At 69.8% G+C, this 25,379-nt stretch carries 30 protein-coding genes; 5 read left to right on the forward strand and 25 right to left on the reverse strand.

Going from position 1 to position 25,379, the window contains the following annotated elements:
• Positions 1 to 338: 338 nt before the first annotated feature.
• Positions 339 to 1,088 carry a TnsA-like heteromeric transposase endonuclease subunit gene (locus AB0M93_RS11540; protein ID WP_364271337.1) on the forward strand — a complete coding sequence of 250 codons (750 nt, stop codon included), beginning with the start codon at positions 339 to 341 and terminating at the stop codon, positions 1,086 to 1,088.
• Between the two features lie 47 nt (positions 1,089 to 1,135).
• Here AB0M93_RS11540 and AB0M93_RS11545 read toward each other — a convergent pair whose 3' ends face one another.
• The gene (locus AB0M93_RS11545) at positions 1,136 to 1,915 is read right to left on the reverse strand and encodes a transposase family protein (protein ID WP_364272837.1); all 780 of its coding nucleotides are present in this window, start codon (positions 1,913 to 1,915) and stop codon (positions 1,136 to 1,138) included.
• Positions 1,916 to 2,019: 104 nt separating this feature from the next.
• On the opposite strand from AB0M93_RS11545, the gene AB0M93_RS11550 reads away from it, so the two are divergent.
• Positions 2,020 to 2,220, forward strand: coding sequence for a HEAT repeat domain-containing protein (locus AB0M93_RS11550; RefSeq protein ID WP_364271340.1), 201 nt, complete (start codon positions 2,020 to 2,022; stop codon positions 2,218 to 2,220).
• Between the two features lie 242 nt (positions 2,221 to 2,462).
• Here AB0M93_RS11550 and AB0M93_RS11555 read toward each other — a convergent pair whose 3' ends face one another.
• Both AB0M93_RS11555 and AB0M93_RS11560 read right to left on the reverse strand, forming a co-directional pair.
• The gene (locus AB0M93_RS11555; protein WP_364271343.1) at positions 2,463 to 3,725 is read right to left on the reverse strand and encodes a hypothetical protein; all 1,263 of its coding nucleotides are present in this window, start codon (positions 3,723 to 3,725) and stop codon (positions 2,463 to 2,465) included.
• A 503-nt stretch (positions 3,726 to 4,228) separates the two neighbouring features.
• Entirely contained in the window at positions 4,229 to 4,369 is a 141-nt protein-coding gene (locus tag AB0M93_RS11560) for a hypothetical protein (RefSeq protein ID WP_364271346.1), read from the reverse strand.
• Positions 4,370 to 4,391: 22 nt separating this feature from the next.
• Between AB0M93_RS11560 and AB0M93_RS11565 the strand changes: the two genes are divergently transcribed.
• Entirely contained in the window at positions 4,392 to 5,162 is a 771-nt protein-coding gene (locus AB0M93_RS11565; protein ID WP_364271349.1) for a MarR family transcriptional regulator, read from the forward strand.
• A gap of 414 nt (positions 5,163 to 5,576) precedes the next feature.
• Positions 5,577 to 5,798, forward strand: coding sequence for a hypothetical protein (locus AB0M93_RS11570; protein ID WP_364271352.1), 222 nt, complete (start codon positions 5,577 to 5,579; stop codon positions 5,796 to 5,798).
• Between the two features lie 1,015 nt (positions 5,799 to 6,813).
• Here the strand turns inward: AB0M93_RS11570 and AB0M93_RS11575 are convergent.
• The 10 genes from AB0M93_RS11575 to AB0M93_RS11620 all read right to left on the reverse strand — a co-directional run bounded on the left by AB0M93_RS11575 (position 6,814) and on the right by AB0M93_RS11620 (position 12,361).
• Positions 6,814 to 7,152 carry a hypothetical protein gene (locus tag AB0M93_RS11575; RefSeq protein ID WP_364271355.1) on the reverse strand — a complete coding sequence of 113 codons (339 nt, stop codon included), beginning with the start codon at positions 7,150 to 7,152 and terminating at the stop codon, positions 6,814 to 6,816.
• 22 nt (positions 7,153 to 7,174) lie between these two features.
• Positions 7,175 to 7,483, reverse strand: a complete 309-nt coding sequence (locus AB0M93_RS11580) for a hypothetical protein (RefSeq protein WP_364271358.1) — start codon at positions 7,481 to 7,483, stop codon at positions 7,175 to 7,177.
• A 35-nt stretch (positions 7,484 to 7,518) separates the two neighbouring features.
• On the reverse strand, positions 7,519 to 7,869 hold the full coding sequence (locus tag AB0M93_RS11585; protein WP_364271360.1) for a hypothetical protein: 351 nt from the start codon (positions 7,867 to 7,869) through the stop codon (positions 7,519 to 7,521).
• Positions 7,870 to 7,872: 3 nt separating this feature from the next.
• Positions 7,873 to 8,217, reverse strand: a complete 345-nt coding sequence (locus AB0M93_RS11590; RefSeq protein ID WP_364271363.1) for a hypothetical protein — start codon at positions 8,215 to 8,217, stop codon at positions 7,873 to 7,875.
• Between the two features lie 27 nt (positions 8,218 to 8,244).
• Positions 8,245 to 8,412 (reverse strand): hypothetical protein, encoded by a 168-nt coding sequence (locus AB0M93_RS11595; RefSeq protein WP_364271366.1) that lies wholly within the window; start codon positions 8,410 to 8,412, stop codon positions 8,245 to 8,247.
• Positions 8,413 to 8,447: 35 nt separating this feature from the next.
• The gene (locus tag AB0M93_RS11600) at positions 8,448 to 8,681 is read right to left on the reverse strand and encodes a hypothetical protein (RefSeq protein WP_364271369.1); all 234 of its coding nucleotides are present in this window, start codon (positions 8,679 to 8,681) and stop codon (positions 8,448 to 8,450) included.
• Between the two features lie 155 nt (positions 8,682 to 8,836).
• Entirely contained in the window at positions 8,837 to 9,094 is a 258-nt protein-coding gene (locus AB0M93_RS11605) for a hypothetical protein (RefSeq protein WP_364271371.1), read from the reverse strand.
• Positions 9,095 to 9,138: 44 nt separating this feature from the next.
• Positions 9,139 to 10,896 carry a VWA domain-containing protein gene (locus AB0M93_RS11610; RefSeq protein ID WP_364271374.1) on the reverse strand — a complete coding sequence of 586 codons (1,758 nt, stop codon included), beginning with the start codon at positions 10,894 to 10,896 and terminating at the stop codon, positions 9,139 to 9,141.
• A 45-nt stretch (positions 10,897 to 10,941) separates the two neighbouring features.
• Positions 10,942 to 12,138, reverse strand: a complete 1,197-nt coding sequence (locus AB0M93_RS11615) for an AAA family ATPase (protein WP_364271377.1) — start codon at positions 12,136 to 12,138, stop codon at positions 10,942 to 10,944.
• Between the two features lie 46 nt (positions 12,139 to 12,184).
• Complete coding sequence (locus AB0M93_RS11620; protein WP_364271380.1) at positions 12,185 to 12,361, reverse strand: hypothetical protein; 177 nt, start codon at positions 12,359 to 12,361, stop codon at positions 12,185 to 12,187.
• A gap of 872 nt (positions 12,362 to 13,233) precedes the next feature.
• Here AB0M93_RS11620 and AB0M93_RS11625 point away from each other — a divergent pair.
• A complete protein-coding gene (locus AB0M93_RS11625) occupies positions 13,234 to 13,671 on the forward strand; it encodes a winged helix-turn-helix transcriptional regulator (protein WP_364271383.1) in 438 nt (145 codons plus the stop codon).
• A gap of 70 nt (positions 13,672 to 13,741) precedes the next feature.
• Here AB0M93_RS11625 and AB0M93_RS11630 read toward each other — a convergent pair whose 3' ends face one another.
• From AB0M93_RS11630 to AB0M93_RS11685, 12 genes are all read right to left on the reverse strand, one after another.
• Positions 13,742 to 16,927 (reverse strand): BTAD domain-containing putative transcriptional regulator, encoded by a 3,186-nt coding sequence (locus AB0M93_RS11630; protein WP_364271386.1) that lies wholly within the window; start codon positions 16,925 to 16,927, stop codon positions 13,742 to 13,744.
• 104 nt (positions 16,928 to 17,031) lie between these two features.
• On the reverse strand, positions 17,032 to 17,481 hold the full coding sequence (locus AB0M93_RS11635) for a hypothetical protein (protein WP_364271389.1): 450 nt from the start codon (positions 17,479 to 17,481) through the stop codon (positions 17,032 to 17,034).
• A 47-nt stretch (positions 17,482 to 17,528) separates the two neighbouring features.
• A complete protein-coding gene (locus AB0M93_RS11640) occupies positions 17,529 to 18,020 on the reverse strand; it encodes a pilus assembly protein TadG-related protein (protein WP_364271392.1) in 492 nt (163 codons plus the stop codon).
• Positions 18,017 to 18,430 (reverse strand): pilus assembly protein TadE, encoded by a 414-nt coding sequence (locus tag AB0M93_RS11645; RefSeq protein WP_247763059.1) that lies wholly within the window; start codon positions 18,428 to 18,430, stop codon positions 18,017 to 18,019. Before AB0M93_RS11645 ends, AB0M93_RS11640 begins: the two co-directional genes overlap by 4 nt.
• Before the next feature lie 141 nt (positions 18,431 to 18,571).
• Positions 18,572 to 19,075, reverse strand: coding sequence for a TadE/TadG family type IV pilus assembly protein (locus AB0M93_RS11650; RefSeq protein WP_364271396.1), 504 nt, complete (start codon positions 19,073 to 19,075; stop codon positions 18,572 to 18,574).
• A gap of 5 nt (positions 19,076 to 19,080) precedes the next feature.
• Positions 19,081 to 19,269, reverse strand: a complete 189-nt coding sequence (locus AB0M93_RS11655; RefSeq protein ID WP_098513947.1) for a hypothetical protein — start codon at positions 19,267 to 19,269, stop codon at positions 19,081 to 19,083.
• Positions 19,270 to 19,305: 36 nt separating this feature from the next.
• The gene (locus AB0M93_RS11660) at positions 19,306 to 20,199 is read right to left on the reverse strand and encodes a type II secretion system F family protein (RefSeq protein ID WP_364271400.1); all 894 of its coding nucleotides are present in this window, start codon (positions 20,197 to 20,199) and stop codon (positions 19,306 to 19,308) included.
• Positions 20,200 to 20,204: 5 nt separating this feature from the next.
• The gene (locus tag AB0M93_RS11665) at positions 20,205 to 21,137 is read right to left on the reverse strand and encodes a type II secretion system F family protein (protein WP_364271403.1); all 933 of its coding nucleotides are present in this window, start codon (positions 21,135 to 21,137) and stop codon (positions 20,205 to 20,207) included.
• Positions 21,125 to 22,636 carry an ATPase, T2SS/T4P/T4SS family gene (locus AB0M93_RS11670; protein ID WP_364271406.1) on the reverse strand — a complete coding sequence of 504 codons (1,512 nt, stop codon included), beginning with the start codon at positions 22,634 to 22,636 and terminating at the stop codon, positions 21,125 to 21,127. The genes AB0M93_RS11665 and AB0M93_RS11670 overlap by 13 nt, the downstream gene beginning before the upstream one ends.
• Positions 22,633 to 23,496, reverse strand: a complete 864-nt coding sequence (locus tag AB0M93_RS11675) for a chromosome partitioning protein (protein ID WP_364271409.1) — start codon at positions 23,494 to 23,496, stop codon at positions 22,633 to 22,635. Before AB0M93_RS11675 ends, AB0M93_RS11670 begins: the two co-directional genes overlap by 4 nt.
• 38 nt (positions 23,497 to 23,534) lie before the next feature.
• A complete protein-coding gene (locus AB0M93_RS11680; RefSeq protein ID WP_364271412.1) occupies positions 23,535 to 24,248 on the reverse strand; it encodes an SAF domain-containing protein in 714 nt (237 codons plus the stop codon).
• Positions 24,249 to 24,362: 114 nt separating this feature from the next.
• Positions 24,363 to 25,373 (reverse strand): hypothetical protein, encoded by a 1,011-nt coding sequence (locus AB0M93_RS11685; RefSeq protein WP_364271415.1) that lies wholly within the window; start codon positions 25,371 to 25,373, stop codon positions 24,363 to 24,365.
• Between the last annotated feature and the right edge of the window lie 6 nt (positions 25,374 to 25,379).

The raw sequence follows: 25,379 nt of genomic DNA on the forward strand, positions 1-25,379 counted from the left end.
TTCCGTGTGATTGGCCGGGTGGCCGACGTGTATGGACGCTTCGTGATCGCGTGGTTGTCAACGGGCATGTGTGCCATGGGCGCGAAGTGGACCCGTGTGGCGCAACGATTCCCAGGTCCGCGCCACCTGTGACCACAAGCGACAGTTGTCACCAACAAGCCGTTACGACATCGGGTTCTCCGCGGAAGTGCCAGGGATAGTTGGCACCGATTGCAGGACCTTCTTGTCACCTGGCGCAGGTACCGACGTAGTTGTGACAAGATCGAGTGACTTCGGATGACCGTCGCGCGTCGCGGCGTAGGGCGGAGTGCGCGACTGGCTTGGATGGGTCGGTGTACGTGAGCGGACCCAGCGGGGTCGACCTGTTGGGTTCGGAGTTGTGGTCGCACCACTGTGCTTGGGATGACCTGATCGAGCGCGATACCGGCTTCGCTGCGTTCCGTGACGTCCTGAGTTTGCGTCCGGATTGGACATCTCGTTGGTCGGCGACGTGGCGGTATGCGGGCGACGAGGTCAGTTCACCGGTGCGGGATCTCGGTTCGATGCCGGCGGCTGGTTGTGAGCCGGTTCGGCCCTTCTCCTGGAGCCGGGCTCAGCGGCACCGGCCGGGGCTGCAGTTTCTCGTGAGCACGGGACGGCTGCACGCCTACGAGTCGTTGGAGGAGGCTCGGCTGCTGCTGGCCCTGGACTTCGCGGCCGAGTTGGTCGAGGTGATCTCGCAGCCTTTTCGGCTGCGGTTCTGGACCGGCGACGGGGAGCGGGGGCATGTGCCGGACTTCCTGGCCTACACCCGGACCGGCCGATGGTTGATCGATGTGCGTCCGGCCGCGCGGGTTGGTGAGCGGGATCGGGTGGCGTTCGCCGCCTCGGCGGAGGTGGCGTTGCTGCACGGCTGGCGGTACGTGGTGGTGACCGGGTGGAAGCCGCATGTTCTGGCCACGGTGGACACTCTGTCGGCGCAGCGTCGTCCGCTGACCGACCGGCTGGGTCTGGTGGAGGTCCTGCTCGCCGCGGCGAGCGAGCGCCCGAGGTCGTTCGGTGAGCTGGCGGAGCTCACCGTCGCGCCGGCGGTCGCGCGGGCCCCCTAAGTGATGTCTCGTAACTCGTGCTGTGGTTGGTAGGGTTGGTGTTGCGGTCAGTCGGCGAGGCGGATGTTGTGCAGGTTCGCGATGCCGGACACTGTGTCGGCGAGTGTGCTCGCGGCGCGGCGGTAGTCGCGGAGAATCTTGAAGTTCTTCATCCGCGCCAAGACGTGCTCGATGCGAGCGCGGATCGTGCGGTGGGTGGCGTTGAGGTCTTCTTTCCACTCGGGCAGGTCGTTGCCGTCGCGGGGTTTGCGGTAGGGCATGACGACCTCGGGGTTGCCTTGGTAGCCGCCATCGGCCATCACCGGCCGGCCGGCGAGCTGTTCGGCGATGCCGGAGTCGCGGTAGACGGTGCAGTCGTTGCGGCTGCCCGGTTGCGGATCGCCGGTGGCGATGACCAGCCGCGTCTCGGCGTCGATCGCGACCTGTACGTTGGTCGAGTAGCGGTAGTTCTTCGACGGTGTCGCCAACCGGTGATCCCGGGTGGGCACCAGCGTGCCGTCCACGATCGCCACCGCATCCACTCGGCGTTTACGGACCGGCGCCAAAGCCAGCAGCGGGCCGACCGTGTCGATCACTCGATGTGCCGCCGAGTGCGACACCCCGAACAACGGGCCGATCTGGCGCATCGTCAAGTTCGTCCGCCAATACGTTGCCACCAGCAACACCCGGTCGGCCAGCGGCAACGCCCACTGCCGACCCGGGCGACCGTCCGCGATCTCGTCCCCGCCTCGCTTCGCGACCAGCCGCACCAGCTTGCGGAACTGGCCCGGCTCCAAGCCGGTGAAGGGGGCAATCCACTCCGGCCGCGACGCTGTGATCACCTGCACCACACCAACATGATCAACTACCGGCCCAGCCAGCCCGACACCGGGTTACGAGACATCCCTTAGACAGAGTTTACGGGCAGGCTAGAACGCAAATAGTACTTTCATTGCCAAAGGTCAAGGATGAAAGAGTTGGCGAAGTATTACTGAGCCTGCTGGACGATCCAACAGTCACCGCCTTCGCAGTTGAGGCCCTTGGAAAGATGAGATTCACAGAGGCCAGAGATCAGGTGGTGGCGCTCCTCGAAAATTCCGATAAGAATGTCAGGGATCAGGCAAAGAAGGCATTGAAGCGTATCGACAGTTGAGCTCGTCTCTGCTGGCACATACGGACAGCTGGCGCCGCGGTGCATCGTGACGCGCTGAGGCCGTCTCGGTTGCAGTCAAGCTGATCATGCGTTGCACGCCTACTCGCGGCGCAGCCTGGAGGCGCTGTACCGGCTGCGCCCCGATTCCCTGCTGCGCGCCTACGCCCAGCCGCCGGTGGTGCGCAGCGCGTGCTGACCGCCCCGTGGCGCCAGCCTCCACGGTAACCCGTTTGCCCGAACGTTCACCACGGGCAGCGGTACTCCCGGGCCTGCCGTCCCGGCCACGCGACGATCGGGTCGAACGTCGCGCCGTGCGAGAAGTCGCGGGCGAAGGCGAGGATCAGGTCGCGGGCGGTGGCGGGGGTCAGCCGCCGTCCGTCGACCACCGGCGCCGCGTCGCCGGGCACGCGCCGGTCGACCACCGCGTAGAGGACCGCCAGCACCGAGTACCACTGCCGCCACTGCTCCTGGAACCGCGGCAGGAAGGGGCGTTCGATCTCGCCGCCGCCGGTGGCGAACACCGACCTGAGGTCCCGCAGCGCCACGTCGGCCTCGCCGCGGTTCAGCATCACGTGCTGCAACGCGTACGACTCGGCCTCGAACGCCGTCTGGGTGGGCGTGCCGATCCCGAAGCCGGCCGACGGGCGGTGCTCGCGGCCGTGCAACGCCTCGTGGAACAGCAGCGCGCCGAGCTGGTGCGGCGGGAAGTCCAACACCCGCGGGTGCAGCCGGACGCGCCTGCCGAACTCGGGGAACTCGGCATCCTCGTCCTTGCGGTTCATCTCGTCGAGGTCGTGACCGGCGGCGATGACGAGCTTGTGGTCGCTGTAGAAGGGGAAGACGAACTCGTCGCGCAGCTCGACCTCGGGGCCGGTCACGCTCTCGATGGCGATGCGGCAGCGCATCGCCTGGTCCGCGGTCAGGCCCAGCGTGCCGCTCACCGCCGATTCGAAATCGCGGGCGGCATCCGAGCCGCCGGCGCGCACCGTGCCGGACTGCTCCGGGTGCTCGCCTGCCATGGCGGCGCGGTCCGGCGTGACGTCGACGTTGACGAAGTCCACCGGATCGAAGTCCGGTCGGCCCAGCGGGGTGAAGCTCACCGCGGCCACGCCCGCATCCTCGCGGGGGCGCGGGCAGACCACGTGCGTGTCGTAGACGTGGAACCGCGTGCCCTGCCGCACGATCGCCACCACCGTGCGCAGCGACGACGGCACAGCCGCGCGCGCGTCGGCGGCGGCGGCGAACCCGGTCGCGTGGATCTCCTCCTGGGCGTAGAGCGTCCGCGTGCCCGCGCCCTCGCCGCGCACGGTCAGCAAGCCGACCGGGGCGGCCTGCTGCCGTCGCGGCCGGCCCTGCTGCCGTTGGAGGGCGATCAGCGCCAGCGCGGTGGTCCGGTTGCCCGCCGTGCGCTGGAGCCGGAGCACGTCGTGGAGCGCGTTCCGGCCCGGATCACGGGTTCCCGGCGTGCGGACGGGCGTCTCGGACTCGTGCTCATGACCACGCATCCTCGCTCCCGGTGTCCGACGTGCAAGGTGCATCGAAAATAAGCCTCGCGGCCCCGGCGGCCAACCGGCCACGCGGGTGGGAATCGCTGCCCGTTCGGGCAGGAGGAGCGAGGTGTTTGCCGGCGGCGCGCACGGCCTGGACGAGGAGATCGGAAGGCTGTTCACCACCTCGGGCGGAACCTACGGCAGCCCTCGGATCACCCTGAACCTGCGGGAGGCCGGCTGGACCACCCCAATGTCGACATCGGGGTCGGATTGGCCACCGGTCCAGTGGTCCAACCGCCGAAGGCGCCCGGACGACGATCTTGGTGACAACTACCGCATGCAAGTGACAACTATGGCCTGTAGCCACACCACCGTCTACACGAGACAGACGTCTTGTTTGCCGAACCCGCTTGACTTCATGGGCCGAAGGAAGCGTCCATAGTCGTGTAGCCCGAACACACCGGCAGCGCACCGGGGGCCACACCCGCTCCGGCCGGGGCATGACCACCCACCACCGATCACGAACCCGAATCGAGGGATGTCCTGTCCAGCAAGACCCGCACCCGCAAAACCCGCACCACCACCAGCACGACCGGATCCGCTCCGACGCTGCGGTCGGTTCCCGAGCAGACCGTCGCCGCGAAGGTCCGCACGGACACCGAAGACAAGCTGTGGGAGGCGTTGCACGCCGCCCCGAACAGCACCGCCGCCGACCTGTCCACGGCGGCGAAGATTGGGAAGTCGACCGCGCAGAAGATCCTCGTGAAATGGGTCGCGGACGGCAGCGTCACCCGCACCGCCGGGATCGCCGAGGGCGGGCGGCGCGCCGCCGACTTGTGGGCAATCACCGAAGTCGACGCCACCCAGGTCGACCCAGCTCCGGTGGACACCGCTGCGGCGGACGACACCGACGCGACCGACACCACGCCCACCGAGCCGGAGGTTCCTGTCGTCGTTCCGGTCGTCCCGGACGCGCCCGCCACCGACGACGTTACCGACGACGTCATCCACGACGAGGGTGACCCCGGCGAGCCGACCGACACCACACCGACCGACACCGCAGCCGACGCGCAGCACCCGGTCGGGATCGAAGCGGCCGACATCGTGAAGGCTGAGCCTGTCGTCGCCGAGGTGAGCGAGCCCGCCGCCGACGGCGCGGCGACCGACGTCGACAAGCCGACCGAGGATGGCGCGGACGCGACGGGCGAGAAGAAGGCACGGTTGGCACCCGGTGGGTTGCGGGGGATGGTCGAGGACTACTTGCGCGACCACCCCGGCGAGGAGTTCGGCCCTACCGCGATCGCGAACGCGTTGGGCGGGAAGTCGTCGGGCGCGGTGAGCAACGCGCTGGACAAGCTGGTCGAGAGCGGCGTGGCGGCGAAGACGCAGGACAAGCCGAGGCGGTTTGCGCTCGCCCCGGCAGAGCAGGCTGCCCCCGCGCCGAGTAACTAACGCCCCGACGGCATGGCGAATGTGGTTGTGTCCCAACGGAATCCCGTTCGGACACAACCACATTCGCGTCCGCTCGCTATCCGGTCGGCAGATCTCCGGGGTATGGGGACGGCGTGTGTGCCTGGTTGGCTAGATGTGCCCACCAGGAGCCGGTTTCCTGGGCTGACAAGGCAACTCCGAGCGCGGTCAGCACCCGCAGTATGTAGACCTGGATGAACGAGATCTGGTTGCGCCCAACCTCGTGCGTTGCCGCGACATCGCCTGCGTCGAGGGCGTCGCTGAACGCTTTGGTCGGCGGCGCGGTTGTCGCGGTCGCCCTCGCACAACGCCGTCAGGACGGCATCGGTGGCGACGGTGTGCCCGGCTTCGGCTGCCCAGGCGACAGCGGTCTCGGCGATCGCTGCCATTGCCCTGGTGTCGGCGACCGCTGCCCGGCCCGCGCTGTCGGCCGGGGCGTTGAGCACCGTGATCCACCGGTGCCCGTTCGGGCTGTCGGCCAGCAGCAGCGCAGTGTCGCTGTCGTCGACAACCGCGATCAGCACGGGCGCGGCCGTGGCCTCGACGAGTGCGGCGGCCCAGCCGGGTATGTCCGGGGAGTCCCCCATGACGGCGGCGAGCTGCCAGTGGTCGTCGTGACGGCCGACGAGCTCCGCCTCGTGCGGTGCCAGCATGTCGGTCAGCGCGACCTGAGTGCGGGCGAGGATGAGCGAACCGGTGAAGCCCATGATCGTGACCTTGTCGTTCGGGCGGTCAGCACGGTGGCCACGGGTGCGGTTGGGTGGGTGCAGTGGGCGGTGACGGCCTGCGCGGCGGACGTCGCCGGCGGACTCCAGCAGCTCACGTGCGTACTTCAGGGTTGTTGCCCTCGGCGTAGCGGTCGGCGTCGAGCACGAACCGCAGCGCGGTCACCACCCGCTCGTAGGCGAACGGCGCATCGACAGGCAGCACGTGCAGGCCCACGAGCCGGGCCGGGCCGCAGCAACCTGTGCAGGACCTCGCGCATAGCCGGAGCGGCGAGGTCGGCCAGAGGCCAACGCCGGCCCAGCACGTACTTCCGCGGCGCCGGCCACGGCGAGGCCGACCTTCGCCGCGGGTGCCGGCGAGGTAGGCCGGCGGCACCCGGCGGCAAGGTGGGCTCTGATCGGGATCGGCAGGCCCCGGAAGCCGGTCCAGGTGAAAGTCGCGGTCTTCGGCGTGGTGTCACCGAACACGGGCAGATCAGCGTCCGGACCGGATGCGACCCCGGCACCTCCGTCGGGGCGGTGCGGGTCGGGCCGGAACCACGGACCTCCCTGGGCGGATACCCGCACCTGCCCGTCGGCGAAGGCGTAGGCGTACCAGCCGCTGCTGGTGGGGCAGCCACGGCCAAGCCTGCCTTCCCGTCCGGGCCGGGTACGGCGACGAAACCGGCCTCAGCGGCACGCTGGCGGACGAGCAGCGTGGCGACGGCCTCCTCGTAGCCGTTCCGTTCGGTGGCCGAGAGCACGGCGGTCGTCTCGGTGTCGCCCGCCGCGCCGAGGCGGGCCAGCTCGACCGGCTCGCCGACGTCGGCCAGTGAGCCCAGCCAGCGGGCGTTCGGTCCGGTGCCGACGTAGAAGTCGGCGTGATCACGGGTCATGCTGGATACCTCCGGGTGTAGCGCGGCCGAGGCTCAGACGGCTTTCACCCAGAGGCACCGCGCGGGATCCCAGGTCGCCTCGGTGTAGAGGCGGTTGAGGTCGGGCAAACCAGGGCCGATCATCCAGCCGAGTTCCTCGCAGTCGACCAAGCCGGGCCACCACCCGGTCCACACGTCCCGGCCGCAGTCGTGGTCGCGGTCACGGCCGCACCGCTGCAGCCCGGTCACCAGGCACCGTGCGACGTCACACCCGCCGTCGTACTCGTCGTATTCGTGTGGCTCGCCGACGGCGACGGCGCAGTTCGGACAGGTCGCCTCGAAGTCCAGGAGGCGGAACTGTTTGCCCTGAGCGTCTTCGTTGTTGTCGTTCATCACGCCTCCCGCGTCCGTCGGTTCATCGTCGGGCTCGTCCCAGAAGTTCGTTCCATGCTTTGGCCTCATGCGACGCGTTCATCCGGATGGACTTCCATGCCGGGTTCGTCTCGGCGATCGCGAGCTCGGTGACCAGTGACGACCCTTGGGTCATGACCTCGGCGATCCGCAGGTGCATCGACGCGGAGTCCATCGCTCGCCGATACTCGTCCGGGCCGGAAGCGAAGAGTCGCTGTGCGTTCGCAAACTCGTCTTCGGCGGCGGCGCAATGATCGGCGGCGGACATGGCCTGCCTCGTGATGGACGGTGTTGTAGTGACGGCCTCCGACATCGTGAACTCCTGTTGTGCTAGTGAGGATGGATCGGTTACGTCGGTCTTACTGCGAACGCTTTCCGTTGGACACGCAGCCACGCGCACCCGGTCGTGATCCACACCCGACCGTGGGCGAACGTGAACACCCAGTTCGTGTCGTGGCTGTCCGGCCACAACCACGGCCAGCGGCTGTCCGGCTGGTAACCGTGTCCGTGGCCCTCGTCGGCCCAGACGTCGAGTAAGTCGCTCACTGCGTCGGCGTAGGTGAGCGGGTCGGTCGCGTCCAGCAGCAGCCGTCCACAGGCGACGGCGCGCACCGTGGTGGGGTCGGCGTCGCCTTGGAGTGACCCGAGCCAGACGGCGTGCGGTCCGCGCCCATCGTAGAAGTCGGCGGTTGTGGTCACCGGTCACCGCCGTGGCGGTTGCGTCGCGTCGCGGAGCCGTTGTTCGACCTCGTAGCTGTCGCGGGCGGTGAGGATGGTGGTCAGCACGAGGACAGCAGCGCCTTCGGAGACCGGGTTGACGGATTGGCCGTCGAGGGTGAGGGGAAGGCCGAGGGCGGTAACGGTGTGCCAGTCGGACTGGCGGACGCGGTCGGCGCAGTAGTAGCTGCCGACGAGTGCGCCGTTGCGGGTGACAGTGCCGTACAAGGTTTGTTGTGCGTCGGCAGGGTCGGCGACGATCGCGGTCACCTCGCAGCCGTTCTCCGTGAAGCGACGGATGACGGTCTCGGGAACTTCGTAGGGCGTCATGGTGATCTCCTGTGGGGTGGGGCGTTTCTATACCCGGCTCGGAAGGTCGAAGTAGCATTCGTCGTCGTTGAGGTAGACGCCGCGCTCGAGGCGGGCGCGGACGGTGCGCCCAACGATCTCGACGACGCGGGTGTAGTGGTAGCGGGTCGAGGTGGCTCCGGCGTCCTGATCGCGTTCGGTGGTGGCGGTGGTCATCGCGGTCTCCCGTCGTGTGGTGGGTTGTCGAGGTTTCAGCGAGTGGTGAGTGCGGTGCGCAGGTCGGACAGCGGGCGGTCGTCGCGGACACGCCGCCAGAGGTTCCAGCCGTTGACCGTGTAGCCAGCGAGGCTGGTGGCGGGCGCGGTGACGGTGGAGACGGCGAACTCGTGCGGTCCGCCGTCGTGCAGAACTCCGCCCTCCCGGACGGTGGCGGTGTGCCCGTTCCACACCAGCCGCTCGCCCACCTCGACGAGTCCGGCCTCCATCAGCTCGGCGAGGGCCCCATCCGGTGGGGGGCCGCGAGGCGCCGGCCCGAGGGGCGGGGGCCGGGACTCGCCGGCGAGTCCCGCAGTTAAGCAGTCCTGGAGGCAAGGCGGCGGCGATCGGCCCGGCCAGCGTCGCCCACTTGGTCCGGTCGTGGTCAGAACGACCACCCCAGGGCGTTGGCGGCGAGCGCGGGCAGGTACCCGACCTGCGCGCCCGCGCCGAGCCACACCACGGGCGGGTCGGTGCGCGTGGGGCCTTCGTACTCGGCGTCGTCCGGGGTGCACGCGACCCGCGCGACAAGGTTCTCCAGTGGGTAGCCGGGTTGCGTGGCGAGCCGTACCGGGGCGGTCGGGTCGTACTGGCCAAGGGCGGCGATCAGGTCACCCACGGTCGCGATGTCGGTGTCGATCATCGAAGGTCATCTCCAATTCCGGGGTTCCGGGTGTGCGGGTCGGTTCAGTGGGTGGCACGCAGGGCGGCGGTGGCGGCGCGACCAATGGCCTGCGCGGTGGTCGTGGGGTCGGTCATCACGTGCACGGTCGCCCCGGTCATCGGCGTGCGCCCAGGGACGTCCGGGGCGATCCACAACACGGCGCAACCGGTGGTGCGCAACCGGTCGAGAAGCTGCTGGCCGTTGCGGCGAGGCGCGTCGCGGAACTTGCCGTCGGACACGATGACCAGCAACCGCGCGGCACCGGGGCGCGACAGACCGAGCGCGCCGTCGAGGGCGTCGATCGCGGTGTCGATGGCTTCCCAGTTGTCGCGGGTGGCGAAGTCGGTCACAACGGCGGGGGCCTTGCCGGGGCGGGTGATCGGGCGGACGTGGTGCCCGAAGATCACGGTGGCGGTGTCGGCGGGCACCGGACTCTGCGCGGCGGCGTTGGCCAGAATCCACGCGGTCGAGGCGACCGGTTCCGCGAAGCTGCCCATGGACCCGGACACGTCGCACGCGATGCCGAGCCGGAGCGGCGGGGTCGGAACCGTGGTGCGGGTCGTGCGGGTGAACGGTTCGGCGGTCGGCATCGCTCCGGCGGCCAGTTGCGCCTCGCGTGCCAGCGCACCGCGCATCCGAAGGCGGCCGGGCGGGATGGTCGAGGTCGTTTTCGTTGGTACCCGGTCACGAACCCCGGCCGTGGTCAGTGCGCGCCCGAGCACCCGCGCGGCGGTGCGTTCGCCCGTGGTCGGCGGACGGGTGCTGATCGTTTCGGTGTGCCCGTCACCGGGACCACCGACCGTGAACACAGTGCGGGCGGCGTCATCGGCCTTCCTCTCGGCGGCGTCGGCGGCGGCCTTCTTGCGGGCGGCGACCTCGGCGGGGTCCTCGGGCAGCGTCGCGCGCGCCACCGCGCGCGCCACCTTGCCCAGTGCCTTGCCGATCGCGTCCGCCAACGGGGACCGCGACGGGGTGCCGGCCGGGGTGGGAGTGACCGACGGGTCGGCGAGGTGCGGCGGTGTGGTGTCGGGGTCGGGTCCGATGATCTCGCACCATTGGCGGCCGAGTTCGAGCATGGCGGCGGTGTCGTCGTCGGCGGTGCGGAACGCCTGACGCCACACCGCGCGCAGCTTCCCGAGTTTCTCCGCGCCGAGCACGTCTTCCACAGCGCGCGCGACGGGCGCGGTTTCGGCGCGGGTGAGGATGCCGCCGTCGGTGCGCCCGAGGAACAGGGCGGCGGTGTGGGAGGCGTCGCGCGGGGTCATTTTCGGGGCGAAGGCGGGGTCGTCGAGTTTCATGCCGCCCGTGACGATGGTTTTCACGCACGCGCGCAACCAGTGGCGGTCGTCGGGGCGGCGGCGAATCTGTGCCCGTTCGATCCGGGGCTCTTCCAGCAACAGCGCGGCGTCCACCGCGCCGGGGTCGGCGTCGTTGGGCACGGCGGCGAGCCATTTGGTGTGTTTGCTGTGCGCGCACTCGTGGGTCAGCGCGCCCCAGGTGGGGGCGTAGCGTTTCCGGTCGCTCATCCGGTGCGGTTTGGCGGTGGCGGGGTCGACCGGGTGCAGGTGCGTACCGTCGACTTCGATCATGGCGGTGGCGGGCAGGAAACACGCCGGGGCACCCTGTCCGGCGCCGGGCGCGATGGTGACCAGCAGGTCGTCCCGGTCGGCGATCGCGGGAACTTCGGCGGTCAGCGCGGCCGACAGCGCGTCCCATCCGGGGGCGGCGGGGAACACGGCCGAGGCGGTGGCGGCGGGGTCGGCGATCATGTGCGCGGTCATCGCGGTATGTCCTTTCCGGACGGTTCGGGCGCGGGTGGCGGTTGGTCAGATACGGGCACCGAGTGCCAGCGGGGCAACGGTTTTGCCGAAGGCGGCCTTGACGGCGGTGGCCACGATGTCGCGGTCCTCTTCCGGGGCGGTGCCGATCAGGTTCCCGGCGGCGGCGTCATCGCCCAACACGTCTGCGATCTTCTGGAATGCCAGCAGTTCGCGTAGTTGCGGTGCCCACCGGATCTCGCCGTTGGCCTGTCGGGTGGACAGGTTGCGCGCCACGGACACGGCGCGCGTGTCGATCTTGAGTTGCGTGGCGAGGTCGTAGTCGGTCGACACCTGGATCTGTACGGAAAACCGCGACGCCAACGCATCCGACAGCACCGCGCCGTGCACCCCGGGGTTGTGTCCGGCCACCACATAGAAACCGGGCGCGGCGTCAATGACCTCGCCGCCGTTGGCCTTGATCATGATCTGGCGGCGGCCGTCCATCGCGGGGTACACCACGGCGAGCACGGTCGGCGGAATGAGCGTCGCGTCGTCGATGAACAGGGTCCGGCCTTCGCGCATCGCGCGGACCAGCGGACCGTGCACGAACACAAATTTCCCGTCCGGGGTCTGGGTGTACTCGCCAACGATGTCGGCGACCGTGGTGTCCCCGTCACCCTGAACCGTGACCAGGTCACCGAAAGCGGCCTCGACGACTGAGGTCTTCCCGGTTCCGGGTGGCCCGTACATCAGGGCGGCGACCCCGGCGTCACGCAACTTGCGCAACGCGGTCACGTCCGGAAGTCCGGACAGCTTGCGCGGGTGGTAGAGCTGCCCGTTCGGGCGCGTTACCGGACCGGTCACGGCCGGAGTCGTTGCCGGGGCGGCGGGCGTGGTCGTCGCGGGCGGTGTCGTCGGGCGGGGTGTGCGGGAGCGGCGGGGTGTGCCCGACGGGACCGCCACGGGCGCGGCGGCGGCGTCGGCGGTGGTCGGGGTCGACCGGTAGCGGACCGGTTTGGTCGAGGTTTGTTCGGCGTAGCCCCCGGCGGTCAGCGCGGCGAGCGCGTTGCCGATCGCGCCCGATGACTTCCCGCCGAGTGTGGCGGCGATGTTGCGCGGGGTCAGTTCGGTGCCCGCCTGATCGGTGAGGACTTGCGCCACCTGTCGGCGGAGTTCGCCGTTGGGCAACCGCCCGCCCGCCGGGGCGGTGGTCGTCGTGCCGGATGCCGCCGGGGCGGCTGTCGGCGTGGCTGGCGTGGTCATCGCGGGTGGGTCCTTTCGATCTAGTGCGGGGCGGCGGGGGAACGGGTCAGACCGTGGCGGCGGTGAAGTCGTCGGCGGCGTCGATGACGTCGGGGGCGTTCTGGTGGGCGTAGGCGGCGGCGTCGGCCGATTCCTGGGTGGCGTGTCCAGTGTCGTTCCACCCGCAGTAACAAAACGCGGTCACCGTGTTGTCGGTTTCGGTGGTGGTGTCGGCGTAACACATAATCGGCCCCATTCGTCGGACATGGCTCGCGCCGGGTGTGGTATTCGGTGTGGTTTCCGGTCCCCCCCGGCGGTAATTCAATTATGACTCTGCCGCGCGCCGCGCGCAATAGAAATAGGCCCCCATTTTCAAGACTCCTTTCGCGATGTTCGCCGCCGCCATTCGCGGCGAATAGAAAGTCGTCCATACGGTCACAATTCCGGCCGCCGTTGCGCCGATTTCCGCAGGTCAAAGACCCGGCCGTGCGCCGGCCACCGCGGACGGGAATGGTTTGACGGAGCACAGGGAGTGAGGTCAGTGAATAGCAAGAAATAAAACAAACAAATAGGAAAGGGAGGCAAGGGTGAGCGTAAGATGGATAGAAAGGGTGACCAAGGGAGCAGCATGGAAGCGACGACCACGCAGCCCGCCCCGATGTGTCTACCGGCTTGTGGGCAAGCGAGTCTGGGATACCAGCGGATCCCCCGATGGCCCGCATGGCCAGCGTCTTCGCAGGCCGCAGGGGGTGGTCCTCTAACCTGATCCCCCGTATGAACCCCATCATGATCCCCCGTATGAACCCCCAACGGTAGCCACTGTGCGTGTCGATGATCGTCGAAACGACTACCCTGCGTGACATTCGGTCAAGGTCCGCATTGAGTAGGAATACGGTGGGCTGGTTCCGCCGTTCGGCGTAACGTGGAGGGCTCCATCGCTACGAGACGAGGAGGCCGAGACCGGCTCTGTGGTCGTGCTGAGCAGGCATGACCGTTCAGGTGGCAGCCGCAGGGGGCGCGTCGCCGGACGAGGGGACGACGGGCGCGGCGCGAGGGCCGGGTCACTGCACACGGGGAGGCGCTATGAAAGTGGGGGACGAGAGGTTCCTTCGGGGTTTGTACGACCTGAAGTACCTTTTCGGAGACAAGTGGGCACCGGCCATCCTGGTCACGCTCTCGGGCGGCCCCATGCGGCGAAAAGAGATTCTTTCCACGATCAGCTCGTATTCCATTGGTGAAGAATGGTCGGACAAACACGCCGTCCTGCACGATAGCATTCTGGCGCGCACATTGAAAAAGATGACCGAAGAAGGTCTTTTGACGCGCGTCCGGTGCACAAAGACTTTTCCGGTCACGGTTACTTACGAGTTGAAGCCGGAAGTCTTGGAGTTCTTGACGCAGGCCGAGGTGCTCGTGGCCTGGGCCGAGGAGCATCAGGAACTCATCGCGCAAGCTCAGGCATACAGCCGCCGGAACGGTGACGAGATGGGCCCGCTGACCGAAATTGGTGAGCTGGACGAAATCGGTCTCACCGATGACGAGGACGACGAATAGGCCGAGCTGGCAGACATCCGTACGCTCCGGGCCGGCAACGGCAGGCCCTCGCCGCCGTGGCGCCACCGCCTCAGCTGGCCGCGATGCGCCCACGTTCGCCCTGGGACTGTGCACTCGCGGCGCCAGCTGACCCGTCCTCGTGACGCTGCCCCAGCCGGGCAGCCAGCCCACGAGCCTGCGGAGTCGGCGCCGCGTCGACCTCGGCGAGCCGGGTGGTCAGCAAGGTCAGCGTCCGCGGGATGGCGTCCAGCTGCCCGAGACGTTCCTGCAGTCGCATGATGTCGCGGTAGAGCAGCTCGTTGTGCGGATCGAAAGCCCGCGCGACTTCCAGCAGATCCAGGGTCTGCTGGGGATCGGAGTCCACCAGCGCGCGGGCCAGCGCCGCGACAGCGTCGATGGCGTCGCGGCGGATCGCCTCGCGGGCGGGCTCGATCCACTCGTTCGACATGCCCTCCGCCAGCGGCCCGCCGTAGCTGTTGACCACCTCGCGGTACGCATCGACACGCGCTGAGTCGGTGGCGGCGGCGCGGCGGACGGCGACGGCGTGCGCGAAGCGCCAGTAGTCACTGCGAACGCTCGCGGGATCGAGCTGGTAGCGGCCGTTGCTGGCGGAGACGACGTCGGTCACCGCGCCGTTCGTGGCGGCGGCCAGCGTGCTGCGCATCCGCGACAACGCCGTGTGCAGGGCGTTGGTCGGCCGCGCCGGCGGGTCCTGGCCCCACAGGGCCGAGACGAGCGTCTCGCGGGTGGCACCGTCCGGATGCAGCGCCAGCAGTACCAGCAACTCCTTGGTCCGGGGCTGCAAGGCGCCGGTGATCTCGCGCGCATCGCCGGTGGCGCCGGGTTCAGGGTGCCAGTGCACCCGCAGGTCACCGAGCACGGTCACGGTGAGCAGCGCGGGGCTGGTGTCCGGTTCACCGCCGCTGGTGGTGGTCGGCGGTGTCTCGGCCACGGGTTTGGCGGGTTCGCTGGTGGACGCCGGTTCGTCGGCTTCGCCCTCGTCGTGGTGCTCGGTCTCGTCGTCGGCCAGGTGGGACGGGACCTGCCGGACGCTGGAGGCCGGTGGGCGCAGCCGGATGCCGGGCGGCTGAACCTGAGCGGGGCCGAGGATCTCCAGATCGGTGTCCGGGAGCGCCGGTTGCGTGACCGCGGCCGTGACTTCCAGCTCGATCTCGTCCGCGCCCGAGCCGCCGGTCTCGAGCGGGTCGGCCTCGCCTGGCGCTTGGTCGTTGCCGGCGGGGTGCGCCGCCACGATGCGAGGACGCGGCACGGGCGGCGCGACGAGGTCGTCGGTGGCCGGCGGGTCAGGTTCGGCTTGACGCAGCAGGGCCAGCAGCGCGGCGGCGTCGCCGCCGCCCAGGCGGAACATCCGGGTGCCGCGCAGGGCCTCGCCCAGACCAGGGCCGGTAGCCGAGATCGAGCCATCGTCGCGGACGTAGGCGGTAACGCCGGGTTGCCACTGGCCCAGCAGCAGACCGGTGACGCCGAACGGCGCTCCGTTGTCCAGGACCGCCTGCAGTCGTGAGTGGTGTGCTGGTGGTCGTGCCACCAACACCAGCGGCGGCCACGTCCCCGGCTCGGCCTCGGGTTCCCGGCTGGCCGTGGCTCGCACCAGGGTCTCGGCCTCCACCGCGTCCAGCGCACTGTCCAGGTCGGCGACGACCCGCACGGCCGAGGGCAGGTGCTCCCGGGTTGCCCCGCGGCCGAGCACCGAGACCAGGTCGTCGGCCGGGACGATGACGATCGCCCCGGCCGACGTCGCCAGGTGGTCTGGGGAGCTGGTGAGCGCGGTGATCAGCAGAGCGCGGGCCGCGGCGGGAGCACCGGCGCCGACCAGGCCGAGGCCGCGGGCGGTCGCGAGGTCGAGGGCGACCTCGCGACCGTCGCGGACACCCAGACCCGGCGCGACGGTGGGGGGTCGGCCGGCGCCGGTCTGGGGTGCGCCCACCACAAGGGGCGGCGCGGGCGGGACACGCTGCGGACGCTGCTGGTCCTCGTCGTCCGGGTAGTCCTCGTCGAGGTCGATCTCGTCGTCGGTCTCGGAGCGCAGGTGTGCCAGCCGCAGCTGGTAGACCACCGGTGCGACGGGCAGGTCGTCGCGGTCGCCGCTGCCGGGCCGGTATCGGCTGTTGTGGCGGCGGCGGGCGACGAGCAAGGCCGCGCTGATCGCGGCGGCCAGGCCGAGCCCGACAAATAGCTCCGCTCCCCAGCGGAAGCCGGGTTCGCTCGTCGTGGGAGCCGAGTTGGTGCCGGTCGCGGTCGGTGGTGCCTGCTGGGTCGACGGCGCTGGTTGCGCTGGTGTGGACGGTTGGATGCTCGTCGGTGGCACAGCGGTGGTCGGCGGGGCGGGCGCGGTCGGCGGGGCGGGAGTGGACTGGTCCGGGTCGGCTGGCTGCTGGGGTGGCACCGTGGGCGCGCTGGCGTCGTGCGGCAGTGCGAGTTCCTCGCCGGGGAAGATCAGGCTGGGTTTGGTGAAGGTATGCCCGTTCGGTTGCGGCTTGCCCTTGTTGAGGTCGAAGATCTCCGGCCACCGCGCGCCGTCGCCGAGGCTGCGTTCGGCGATGCGCCACAACGAGTCGTGCACCCCGTTCTGCGGTGCCAGCACGACCACCGACTCCGGATATGTGGGAGCGGCGAGGATGGTGCTGTCTCCGGTGGTGGTCTGGGTGGCGAAGACCGCGTTGCGCACCACCGGGGTCTCACCGGCGGGGCCTGGGTGTTGCCGGGCTGGGGCGGTCGCCACGACTTGCGATCCGGTCCCGAGCGCCGCGGACAAGGAGGTGGATGGTGCCGGAGCGGGCCGGTTGCCCAGCACTGCCAGCAGGACCGCGCCAACCAGCACGGCCGCCAGCGCGTGCATCGGACCGGCGGCGGAGAAGTCCGGCAACCGGGCCGCGTCGAACCCGCTGCGTGCCAGGTCGACTGTGCACCGCAGGACGTCGATGGTGAACGCGGCCCAGGTGATCCAGCACAAGCAGGCGAGAAAGCTCAGCAGGAACGTGGTCGTCATCGGGCCGAGCAGCACGCCTTGGACCTCGGCCCACGTCGGGACGTGGTTCGGCAACGGCCAGCCGACGTAGTGCCACAACGTCCAGGGCAAGCCCACCACAAGCGCGAGCAGCCCCGCGGCGGCGATAAGCCCTCGGAGCACCCGGCCGACGAACCGGAACATGCTGGTCAGTGCCCACCACACGCGGCGGCCCGCGCCCGGTGGCCGTGTCGGCTCCCGGCCGGACTTGTGCGATGTCGAGGTCACAGCTGACTCGTTTCCTTGGCAGTACAGGGCTTTAGGGATCGATGCTCACCACGCCACGAGGCAACGGATGCACGCGCCGGGTGTGCCTTAGTGACAATCGCCTGTCAGGTCACCCCCGCCGTGACGCGTTCAGGCGTGTCCGCGGTGTCGGTGCGAGGTGCGGCGGGCTCGCGTGGCACGGACGCAAGGCCGTTTGTCGGTCCCTTCGCCGCGGACGGTCCTCGGGCTGTGGTGCTCGCCACAGTCACAGCGGGCTTCTTCTTTTTCGTGGTGCGGTTCGGTTTCCGGGTCGTGAGCCATCCCGTCAGGTCGGCTGCCGGAATGTTGGTGAACCGCGCCAGCTCGTCGATGTCCAGCACGTCGCTCGCGTCAGCGAGTACTTCGCCGAGCTGTCGTTCGACCTCGTCGAGTTGCGCGGCGAGCTCGGTTCGGGTTTTGGCGAGTTCGCCGACTTGCTTTGCCGCGGCGGATCGCTTCAGGCGCCGAGCCGTGTCGGCCGCCTCGACTCGGCGGTCGATCTCCTCGGCCGTGGCGATCTCGTCGGTCGTAGCCATCCTGATCTCCTCTGTGTTGGCGTACTGGTGTGAGCGTTGGAGCGCGGCTATGGGTCGATGGTCACCACCCCGCGCTGGGGATGAGCGCTGCCGCTGCCGTGAACGGTGAGGCTGGAGATCCCGACCATGCCCAGCAGTTGCGTGTTCTGGGAGGCGGTGATGGTGACCGTGACGGTGTCGCCGGAGACGGTCACAGTTCCGGAGGCGCCGACGGTGGCGAGATAGCTTTGTGCGTCGGCGACCGCCTGGACAGGCACCAGTTGCAGGGTGCCGGTGCTGCGGTACGCGGAGAGGTCGATGGCCTCAGCGCCGGCGCGAGCGGCGGCTTCCGCCTGCCCGTTGGCCTTGACCTTGGCGGACAAGGCCAAGCCCCCATCCAGGGTCAGCCCGGCCAAGGCGAGGATCCCGATGGTGAGTACCACGACGAACGCGGTCGCCCGGCCGTCGTCGGCCCGCCACCAGGTCCGCCGCTGCGTTCGCCACCAGTGGCTCCGCCGTGCCCAGCAGAGTTCCGACTTATCGTGTGCCTGGCGGATCATGCGCCGCCTCCGGAGGCATTTCCCGAGACCGAGCGCCAGGTATCGACTGGTTCGACAGCGGTGGCGGACAAGCGTTTCTGACCGGGAACACCGAGGATCAGCGCGTCGCCGAAGTCGACCGCACACGACACCGTCACGCTGACCGTGCCGCCCGGTCGCATCCCGCCGGTGGCGGTGTCCACGCTCAGCGACGCACAGGTCACTCCGGCTGAGGACAGCGCGTTGGTGGCGGTGGACTGAGCCGCTGCGGTGGCGGTGGCCGAGGTGCGTTCGATGCTCGCCGCGCGGGCCGCTTGGTGCGCGGCATCGTCCAGCCGCAGCCGGGCATCCACCCCTCGGTGGATCACCACGGCGACGAACACGAGCAGCATGACCAGAAACGGTGCCGCTATGGTGACTTCCGCAGCCACTGAGCCACGGTCCGCGCGCCACCAGGCCACCCACCAATCCAGGCGGGGGTGATAGCGCCCCAGCGGGCTTTCTGGGCCACCGGACGGGCGCATGGCGGGTGTCCGGGCGGCGGGCGAGTTCGTAGTCGTCATAGCGTTCGATCACCCACCGCTGGCCAGATCGGGAACGAACCGTTCGACCGGGCCGGACGCCTCGGCGTGCACCGGCAAACTGAGGAACGGGACGACCGACGTCGCGGTCCCGGAGATCCGGATCGACGCCGAGTTGGCGGTGCGGTCGGCACCGACACTTGTGCCGGTCAAGGGGCCGCGTGCGAGCTGGTCGAGCATCTGCTGCGCGCTCGCGCTGCCCGCGGCCGCGGTTCCGTTCTGGGCTCGCGCGGCGGCGAGCCCTTGAGACGCGGCGGCCTGGGCGATGTGCGTGGCGTGCGACCACAGCGCGAACTGCACGATCGCCAGCAGCATCAACAGAAGCAGCGGCGTCGCGATCACCAGCTCCGCGCTGACCGCGCCGCGGTCACCGCGCAGCAGCAGCCGGATACGGCCTCGCGAGGCCGTCCTCCCGTGCGCAGGCCGCTGCCGGCCATCACCGCAGCCTCTGTCGGCGCGGCGGTGACGCCACCGCTGTGCCTGCTCCCGGCTCATCACGGTTACAGGTTGATGCCGTTGGCCTTGGCGGTGACCTTCGCGATGATGATCGCGATGATCGCCAACGCGGCCACCACCAGCAACGCTGTCACCAGCACGGTTTCGGTCGAGTACCCGGCCTCGGGTTCCCGGCGCAGCACTTCCCACCGTGCTTTTACCGTCGTCCACAATGTCACCAGGTAGAGGTGCATCGCGCTTCTCCTCCCATTTCCACGTGCCCCCACCACTCAGAGTCCATTGAGGACTTGCGTGAGTGCGGGGTAGGCGATGAACGCCAAGAAGCCCAGGAACAACGCCATCACCGGCAGCGACATGCGTTCGGTGGCGGCCTGGGCGTCGCCTTCGGCGTCGGTGATCTGATGAGTACGCAGCGCACCGGCCTTGGCCGCGAGCGAGGTGCGCACCTTCGCGCCCTCGGTGCCGGCCAGGCTGACCGAGGCGGCGAGCTCGGACAGCTCGGTGACGTCGAGTTCTTCGCCGAGCTGGCGCAGCGTCGCCCACGGTGTCGTGCGGGTCAGCCGGGCGGTGTCCAGGGCTCGGCGGATCTGCTCGAACGCCCATCCTCGGCCGATGGCGACCGAGTCGTTCAGCGCGCTGTCGACCCCGGCGCCACCGGCCAGAGTGATCCAGACCAGGTCGAGGTAGGCGGACAAGGCGTGGCGGAACCCTGTGCGCAGCTTCGCCGCGTCGGACTTCGCTTGCAGGTCGGGCAGGACGAATCCCGCAGCGGCCAGAACGAGCCCGGCGATGATCGGAAACTCGATCCCCAGCGACAACCCGGCCAGGGTGAGCAGCAGTTGCAGCAGGACCGGCGCGAGCAGCCCGGCGATCGCTAGGGTTGCCTTCTCCGCCAGATGGGTCGCGGCCGGGCGTCCGGTGACAGTCAGATCGCGAGCCAGCCGCTCGCCGGGCAGACCGAGCGCGCGCAGCGGCGCGATGAACGGGCGGCCCAGCCGGGCCGCCCACCCGGTGCCCTCGGTGGCCAGGATCGGCGTCGGCGCGGGCGCCGCCGTGCTACGTGCCAGCACCGCGCCCAGAGCGGGCCGGGGCGGGAACGCCCACACCGCCAGCGCCCACAGGCCCAGGCCCAGCCCGGCTCCCAGAATCAGTGCGGTGATCACGGTGGTCACACCTGCCTCTCGGCGACGAACGCGGGCTGGTCCTCGGAATCGGCGGCCAGAGACAAGAACCGTTCGGGCTCGGCGACCCTGGCGACCCGCACCAGCCACGCGAATCCCAGTCCAAACAGGACGCCGATGCCCAGCAGGACGATCTGCCCGGTCGCGGAGTCGTAGGCGGACAGGTACGGGCGGTTGAGAAGCACGACGGCCACGGCGAAGCACAAGGTGGTGCCGACGATCACCCGCACGCTGGTTCGGGTCCGGGCGCGTCCGGCTTCGACCCGCATCCGCATCGAGGCTTGCTCGCGGGCGGTGTGCGCGAGGGAGCCGAGCAGGTCACCGAGCTGGCGGGCTTGCTGTTCTGCGGCGAGCACCAGGGCGGCGATGACGAGGTCGCCGGTGGGGTCGGCGAGCTGGTCGGCCAGGTGGCGCAGGGAGGGCGCCAGCCGGTCTCCGTTCTCGATTCGCACCGCGAGGTCGGTGATCTCGCCGCGGATGGCCGGCGGTGCCAGTGGCGCGGTCGCGAGGATGGCCTGCTCCAGCCCGGCGGCGGCCGAGAGCGTGTCGCGCAGCATCTCCGTCCAGGTCGCGATCGCTTCGATCCGTGCCACCCGGCGGGCGTGCTCGGGATCGCGGCCCAGGACACGAGGCAATGCCCAGACCGCGAGCCCGGCCAGCACGGCGCCGACAACCCAGCCGGTGGCCACCCCGGTGAGCACACCCACCGCGACCGCCAGTCCGACCCGCAGCGCCTGGCGCTGGTCTCGCGGCGCGGCTTGCGCGCGGCGCGACTGCCCGCGGCGGAACAGTCCGGAGCGCCGGTTCGCGTCCACGCCGCGCCGGCCGATGATGACCAGCAGCAGCCCGACACCGACACCGACGCCGAGCAGGGCCGACAGGGCGGTGGTGGCGCTGATCGTGATGTTCACCGCGGCCACCAGCCTTCCGGTTGCTCGAGCAGGCCGGGGTCGAACCCGGCGTCGACGAGGTCGTCGAGGGTGTCGGTGCGCAGCGCCCCGGCCACTGGACGGGCGCGGCGGTCCGCGCCGGGCCGATAGACCTCGTTGGAGACCACCTGCGGGCCGTCGGCGCCGACGACCTCGCGGATCGAGGACACGACGCGAGTGGTGCGGTCGGTGCCGCGGGCCAGGTGCACGACAAAGTGCACCGCCGAGGCGACCAGCAGGTTCGTCGCGTCCAGCGGGAGGCGTTCGACGCCTTGCGCGGCGTAGGAGGCCAGCCGGGTGAAGGCGATCCGTGAGCTGGAGGCGTGCAGGGTCGCCATCGAGCCGTCGTTGCCCTGGCTCATGGCGTTGCACATCGGGATGACTTCCGGTCCTCGGATCTCGCCGACGATCACTCGGTCCGGGCTCATGCGCAGGCCCCAGCGGACGAGTTCGGCCTGGGATATCGCGCCCTCGCCCTCCACGTTGGCTTCACGGGCCTGGAAGGCGGTCACGTCGGCGTGAATATCGGGGTCGAATTCCAGGCCGAGTTCGAAGGCGTCCTCGATGGTCACGATGCGTTCCATCGGGTCCATCTCCGAGGCCAGCGCTCGCAGCAGGGTGGTCTTGCCCGCGCCCGTGCCACCGGTGATCAGGATGTTCTTGCGTGCCCGCACCAGCGCGCGCAGGAATTGCTCCAGGCCGGGGTCGATGGTGCCGCGAGTACGCAGCTCGGGCAGGGTGACGGTGAGGTAGCCGTGCCGGCGGATCGACAGCGAGGTCACTCCACCTGCGGTCAGGCCCATCACCGCGAACAACCGCTCCCCGCCAGGCAACTGGAGGTTGACCGCTGGGGAGCCGTAATCGAAGCGACGTTCCTGGCTGGACGCGCGGGCCGCGAGCAGCCGGACCAAATCGGTCAGCTCCTCGTTCGAGCCCGCGATCGGGGCGACCCGCGCGCGGCGGCCGTCGTTGTACTGCACGAAGACCCGGTCGTAGCGATTGGCGTTGATCGTCTCCACCGATGGGTCATCCAGCAGCGGCTGCAGGCCGGCCATGCCGAACAGTTCGTTGATGACCTCGGTGATCACCCGCTGCTCGACATCCCGGCCGACCAGCGACCGGTTGTCCATCAGCTCGTTCTCGCTGTGCGCGGCGACCGCGTCCTCCAAGATCGCTCGCGCCAGCTCGCGACGGGCCTCTCTGGTGACCGGGACGCTGGTGCGGCGCTGCTGGGCATCCACCCGCAGGGGCAGCTCGGTGCCGAGCGTGTCGCGCAGGTGTTGGCGAAGCCGCCCGACAGCCTCGGTTGCTTGTACCGGCTCCGGCCCGTTCGGCGCTGGTTGCGGGGTCGCCTGCGCCCAGTCGGGGTGTCCTGGAGTGTTGGCCTGTTGCCAACCTGACGGTTGTCCCTGCTGTTGCTGCTGGTGGGGCCGCAGGGGCACCGGAGCCGGATAGCCATTGGGCGGAGGACTGTTGGGCGGGTACGTCATGACGCTTGCCCTCCGCGCGAGGTGGTCTCAGTGTTCGGCGGCAGGGGTGCAGGTGCCAGTCGCAGGCCGTTGGCCGAGACCGCGAGGGTGGGCACGCCGGGCACCGCGCGCAGCATGGACATCGGCTGGTTGTCGGCCGGTGCCTGTCGGGGCAACGCGGGCGGCGGTGCCTGTTCGGCGATGAGCACTTTCGCGACCCTGTGCGCGACCTGTCCCAGCGCGGAATGGGCCGGTTCGCTGCGGCCCCACCGCAGCGTGCTGGGCCGTCCACACAACACAGCGGCCCCGTGCGGGTCGTCGGGAACGCGGCCCAACGGCAGAACACCGAGTTCGCGGGCGACTTCAGCGGTGGAATACCCCTCGCCGACCAGCAACATCGCCGGATGCGCGGTCCAACGGCCGATCGCCGGCAGGCGACGGGCCAGGTGCGCGAGGTCGTCGGCGTGCGCACGGGTCAGCAAGACCATCGCGTCGGCCGAGTGCACGATCGGCATCGCCGGAGACCCGGCGTCGATCCGGCCGCAGTCCACGATCACCACGGACTCCGGTGCGCCCGCAGCTGCCCGCAGAACGCCAGCGCCCGTAGTCGGATCGGCCAGCGCGCACAACGCTGCTCGCGCGCGGTCGGCGTCCGGTGGCGCGGCCACCACCGGCAGCCCGCCCGGCAGGGCCTGCGCGTGCTGCCACAGCAGCGCCGGGTCGTCGCTACGCCGGGCGGCGACCGCCAAGCTCACCAGCCCCGGCGCCGATTCCAGCGAGAACCGCGTTCCGACGTCCCCGCCGGAGGGGTCGGCCTCCACCAGTAGCGCGCGCGAGGGCGATGGCCAGCGCGCGGCCAGCGCGACCGAGAACGTGGTCACTCCAGGCGACCCTTTCACCGACAGCACCGCCACCAACATCACTGACCACTTCCCGGAAGCATCACGATCGACAACTGACCCGCGGGCACGGCGGCGATCTGGCGGGCGGCGGCCTGGCTCAGCTGCACCGACACCACCGTGACCTGCTGGTTCGGCGGCGAGGTCACGCTGGTGACCACGGCCGGCCACACCGTCGTGGAGTCCGGCGTCGGCGGGCTGCCCAGCGCGGCGCCCGATTGGCCCGGCACGAACACCACCGACACGTGCGCGCCTGGCGACACCTCCACCGGGAACTGGCCCGCCTTCAACGACAACGCCGCGATCGCCTGCCCTGTCATGGGAACACCGGCACCGCTCACCGCGTCCAGGGTCAGCAGCGCACCGGCGGGCAGGCTCGAGGACATCGTTCTACCCACCACGCTGGTCGCCTGGTTCGCGTCCACAACAGACACGCCGGGGTCGACGGCGACGTTGACCTGCTTGAGATCCTGGGCGGTCAGCACCTGCCCGACCGCAACCGGCCGCGCCAACGCCAAGACCGATTCCCGATTCCCGGAGTTCAGCGAAACCACCAGGAACGCGGCCGCACACGCCAGCACAAGTAGCGCACCCAGCAGCAGGTGCGGGATGCTGCGACGTCGTTTCGTCCCGCGCAGCCGCGAGGCGGGCTTCTTGCCGTCCGCCACCCAGGGACCGCTGGCCGACTTCGTGGGTCGGTCGGTGTCCGGCTGGGTCGTGATGTTCGTGGTCACGCCGGTACCTCCTCCAGGGATGGGGGTAGTGCGCCGCGTCGCCAAGGTTCTTCAGCGAGCGGGAGAACGAGTTGCTGTTGGTGTTGCTGTGAAAGGAGGTGCTGCCTGGGAAGGTCAGCCGCCGCCGTTGTTGAGGGCTTGGGACTCCGCGACACGGAAGGCCGTGTTACCGGACGTGGTCAGGTCTGGGAACGTTCCACCTTGCCCCGCGCCCGCCCAGGTGACCGTCCAGTGCACCGTCGCGGCGACCGGGAACGCTTGCCCCGCTTGCTTCGCGGACGAGGCGCTATAGGTGTGGCCACAGTCCGGCGAAGGCGCCTTTGGGTCAGTCCCGGCCCGGAACGGCGTGCCCGCCCCGGTACACGTCACCGTGCTGCCGTCACCCATGGACCACGTCACCGATGTCGGCGTCGCGGTGGCCGTCACCGAGACGCCCGGCACGGAGGCTGTCGCCGATACCGGCCCCCACCCGCTCGAGAGCCACATCCACGTGGGCAAGTTCACCAGCTGATCGCCGACAGGGTTCGCCGCGATCGTCGGCGTGGGCAGCCGCAACTGCTTGCGGGCCATCTGCGCCAACTCGGCCGGCGAGGGCAACTGCGCCGCACCGGGTTGCTGTCCATCCGCGATCCACACAGGGGGCCGGTACAGCCCGTCGGTGACGCCCGCGGTCGAGCATCGCCATACGTACCAGGAGCCCTGCTGGCCCTGCGCTGGTTGGGCGGCCTGCGCCAAAACCAAACCACCCGCTGCTGGAGGGGCGAAGACAGCGGGTTGCGCGGTGGCGCCGCTGATGTTCAGTGGCTTGGTAAAGGCGGCGGTGACCACACCACCGGACGGCGGCTGGTAGTCGCTCTTCACATAGGAACACTTGGCCAAGTTCGAGTTCCCGCCGATGATCGTGTCGCCGGGGTTGCTGTTGTCCTTGCCTGGCTTGCCGGTGCCCGGACGTCCAGGTTTGTTGCCGTTTCCTGGGTTCCCCGGCTTGCTGTTGTCGCCGCCTTTGCCCGCACCGAGGTCACAGACCGGGGCCGGCGTCTGGTCGCACGTTGTGCTGCCGTAGCCGCCGTCGGCGAGCGCTGGAGCCACACCGCATATGCCGCCGACGACCACCAGCCCTGTCACGATTGA

It is taken from the genome of Amycolatopsis sp. NPDC051102 (genome assembly GCF_040682815.1).
Taxonomy (GTDB): domain Bacteria; phylum Actinomycetota; class Actinomycetes; order Mycobacteriales; family Pseudonocardiaceae; genus Amycolatopsis.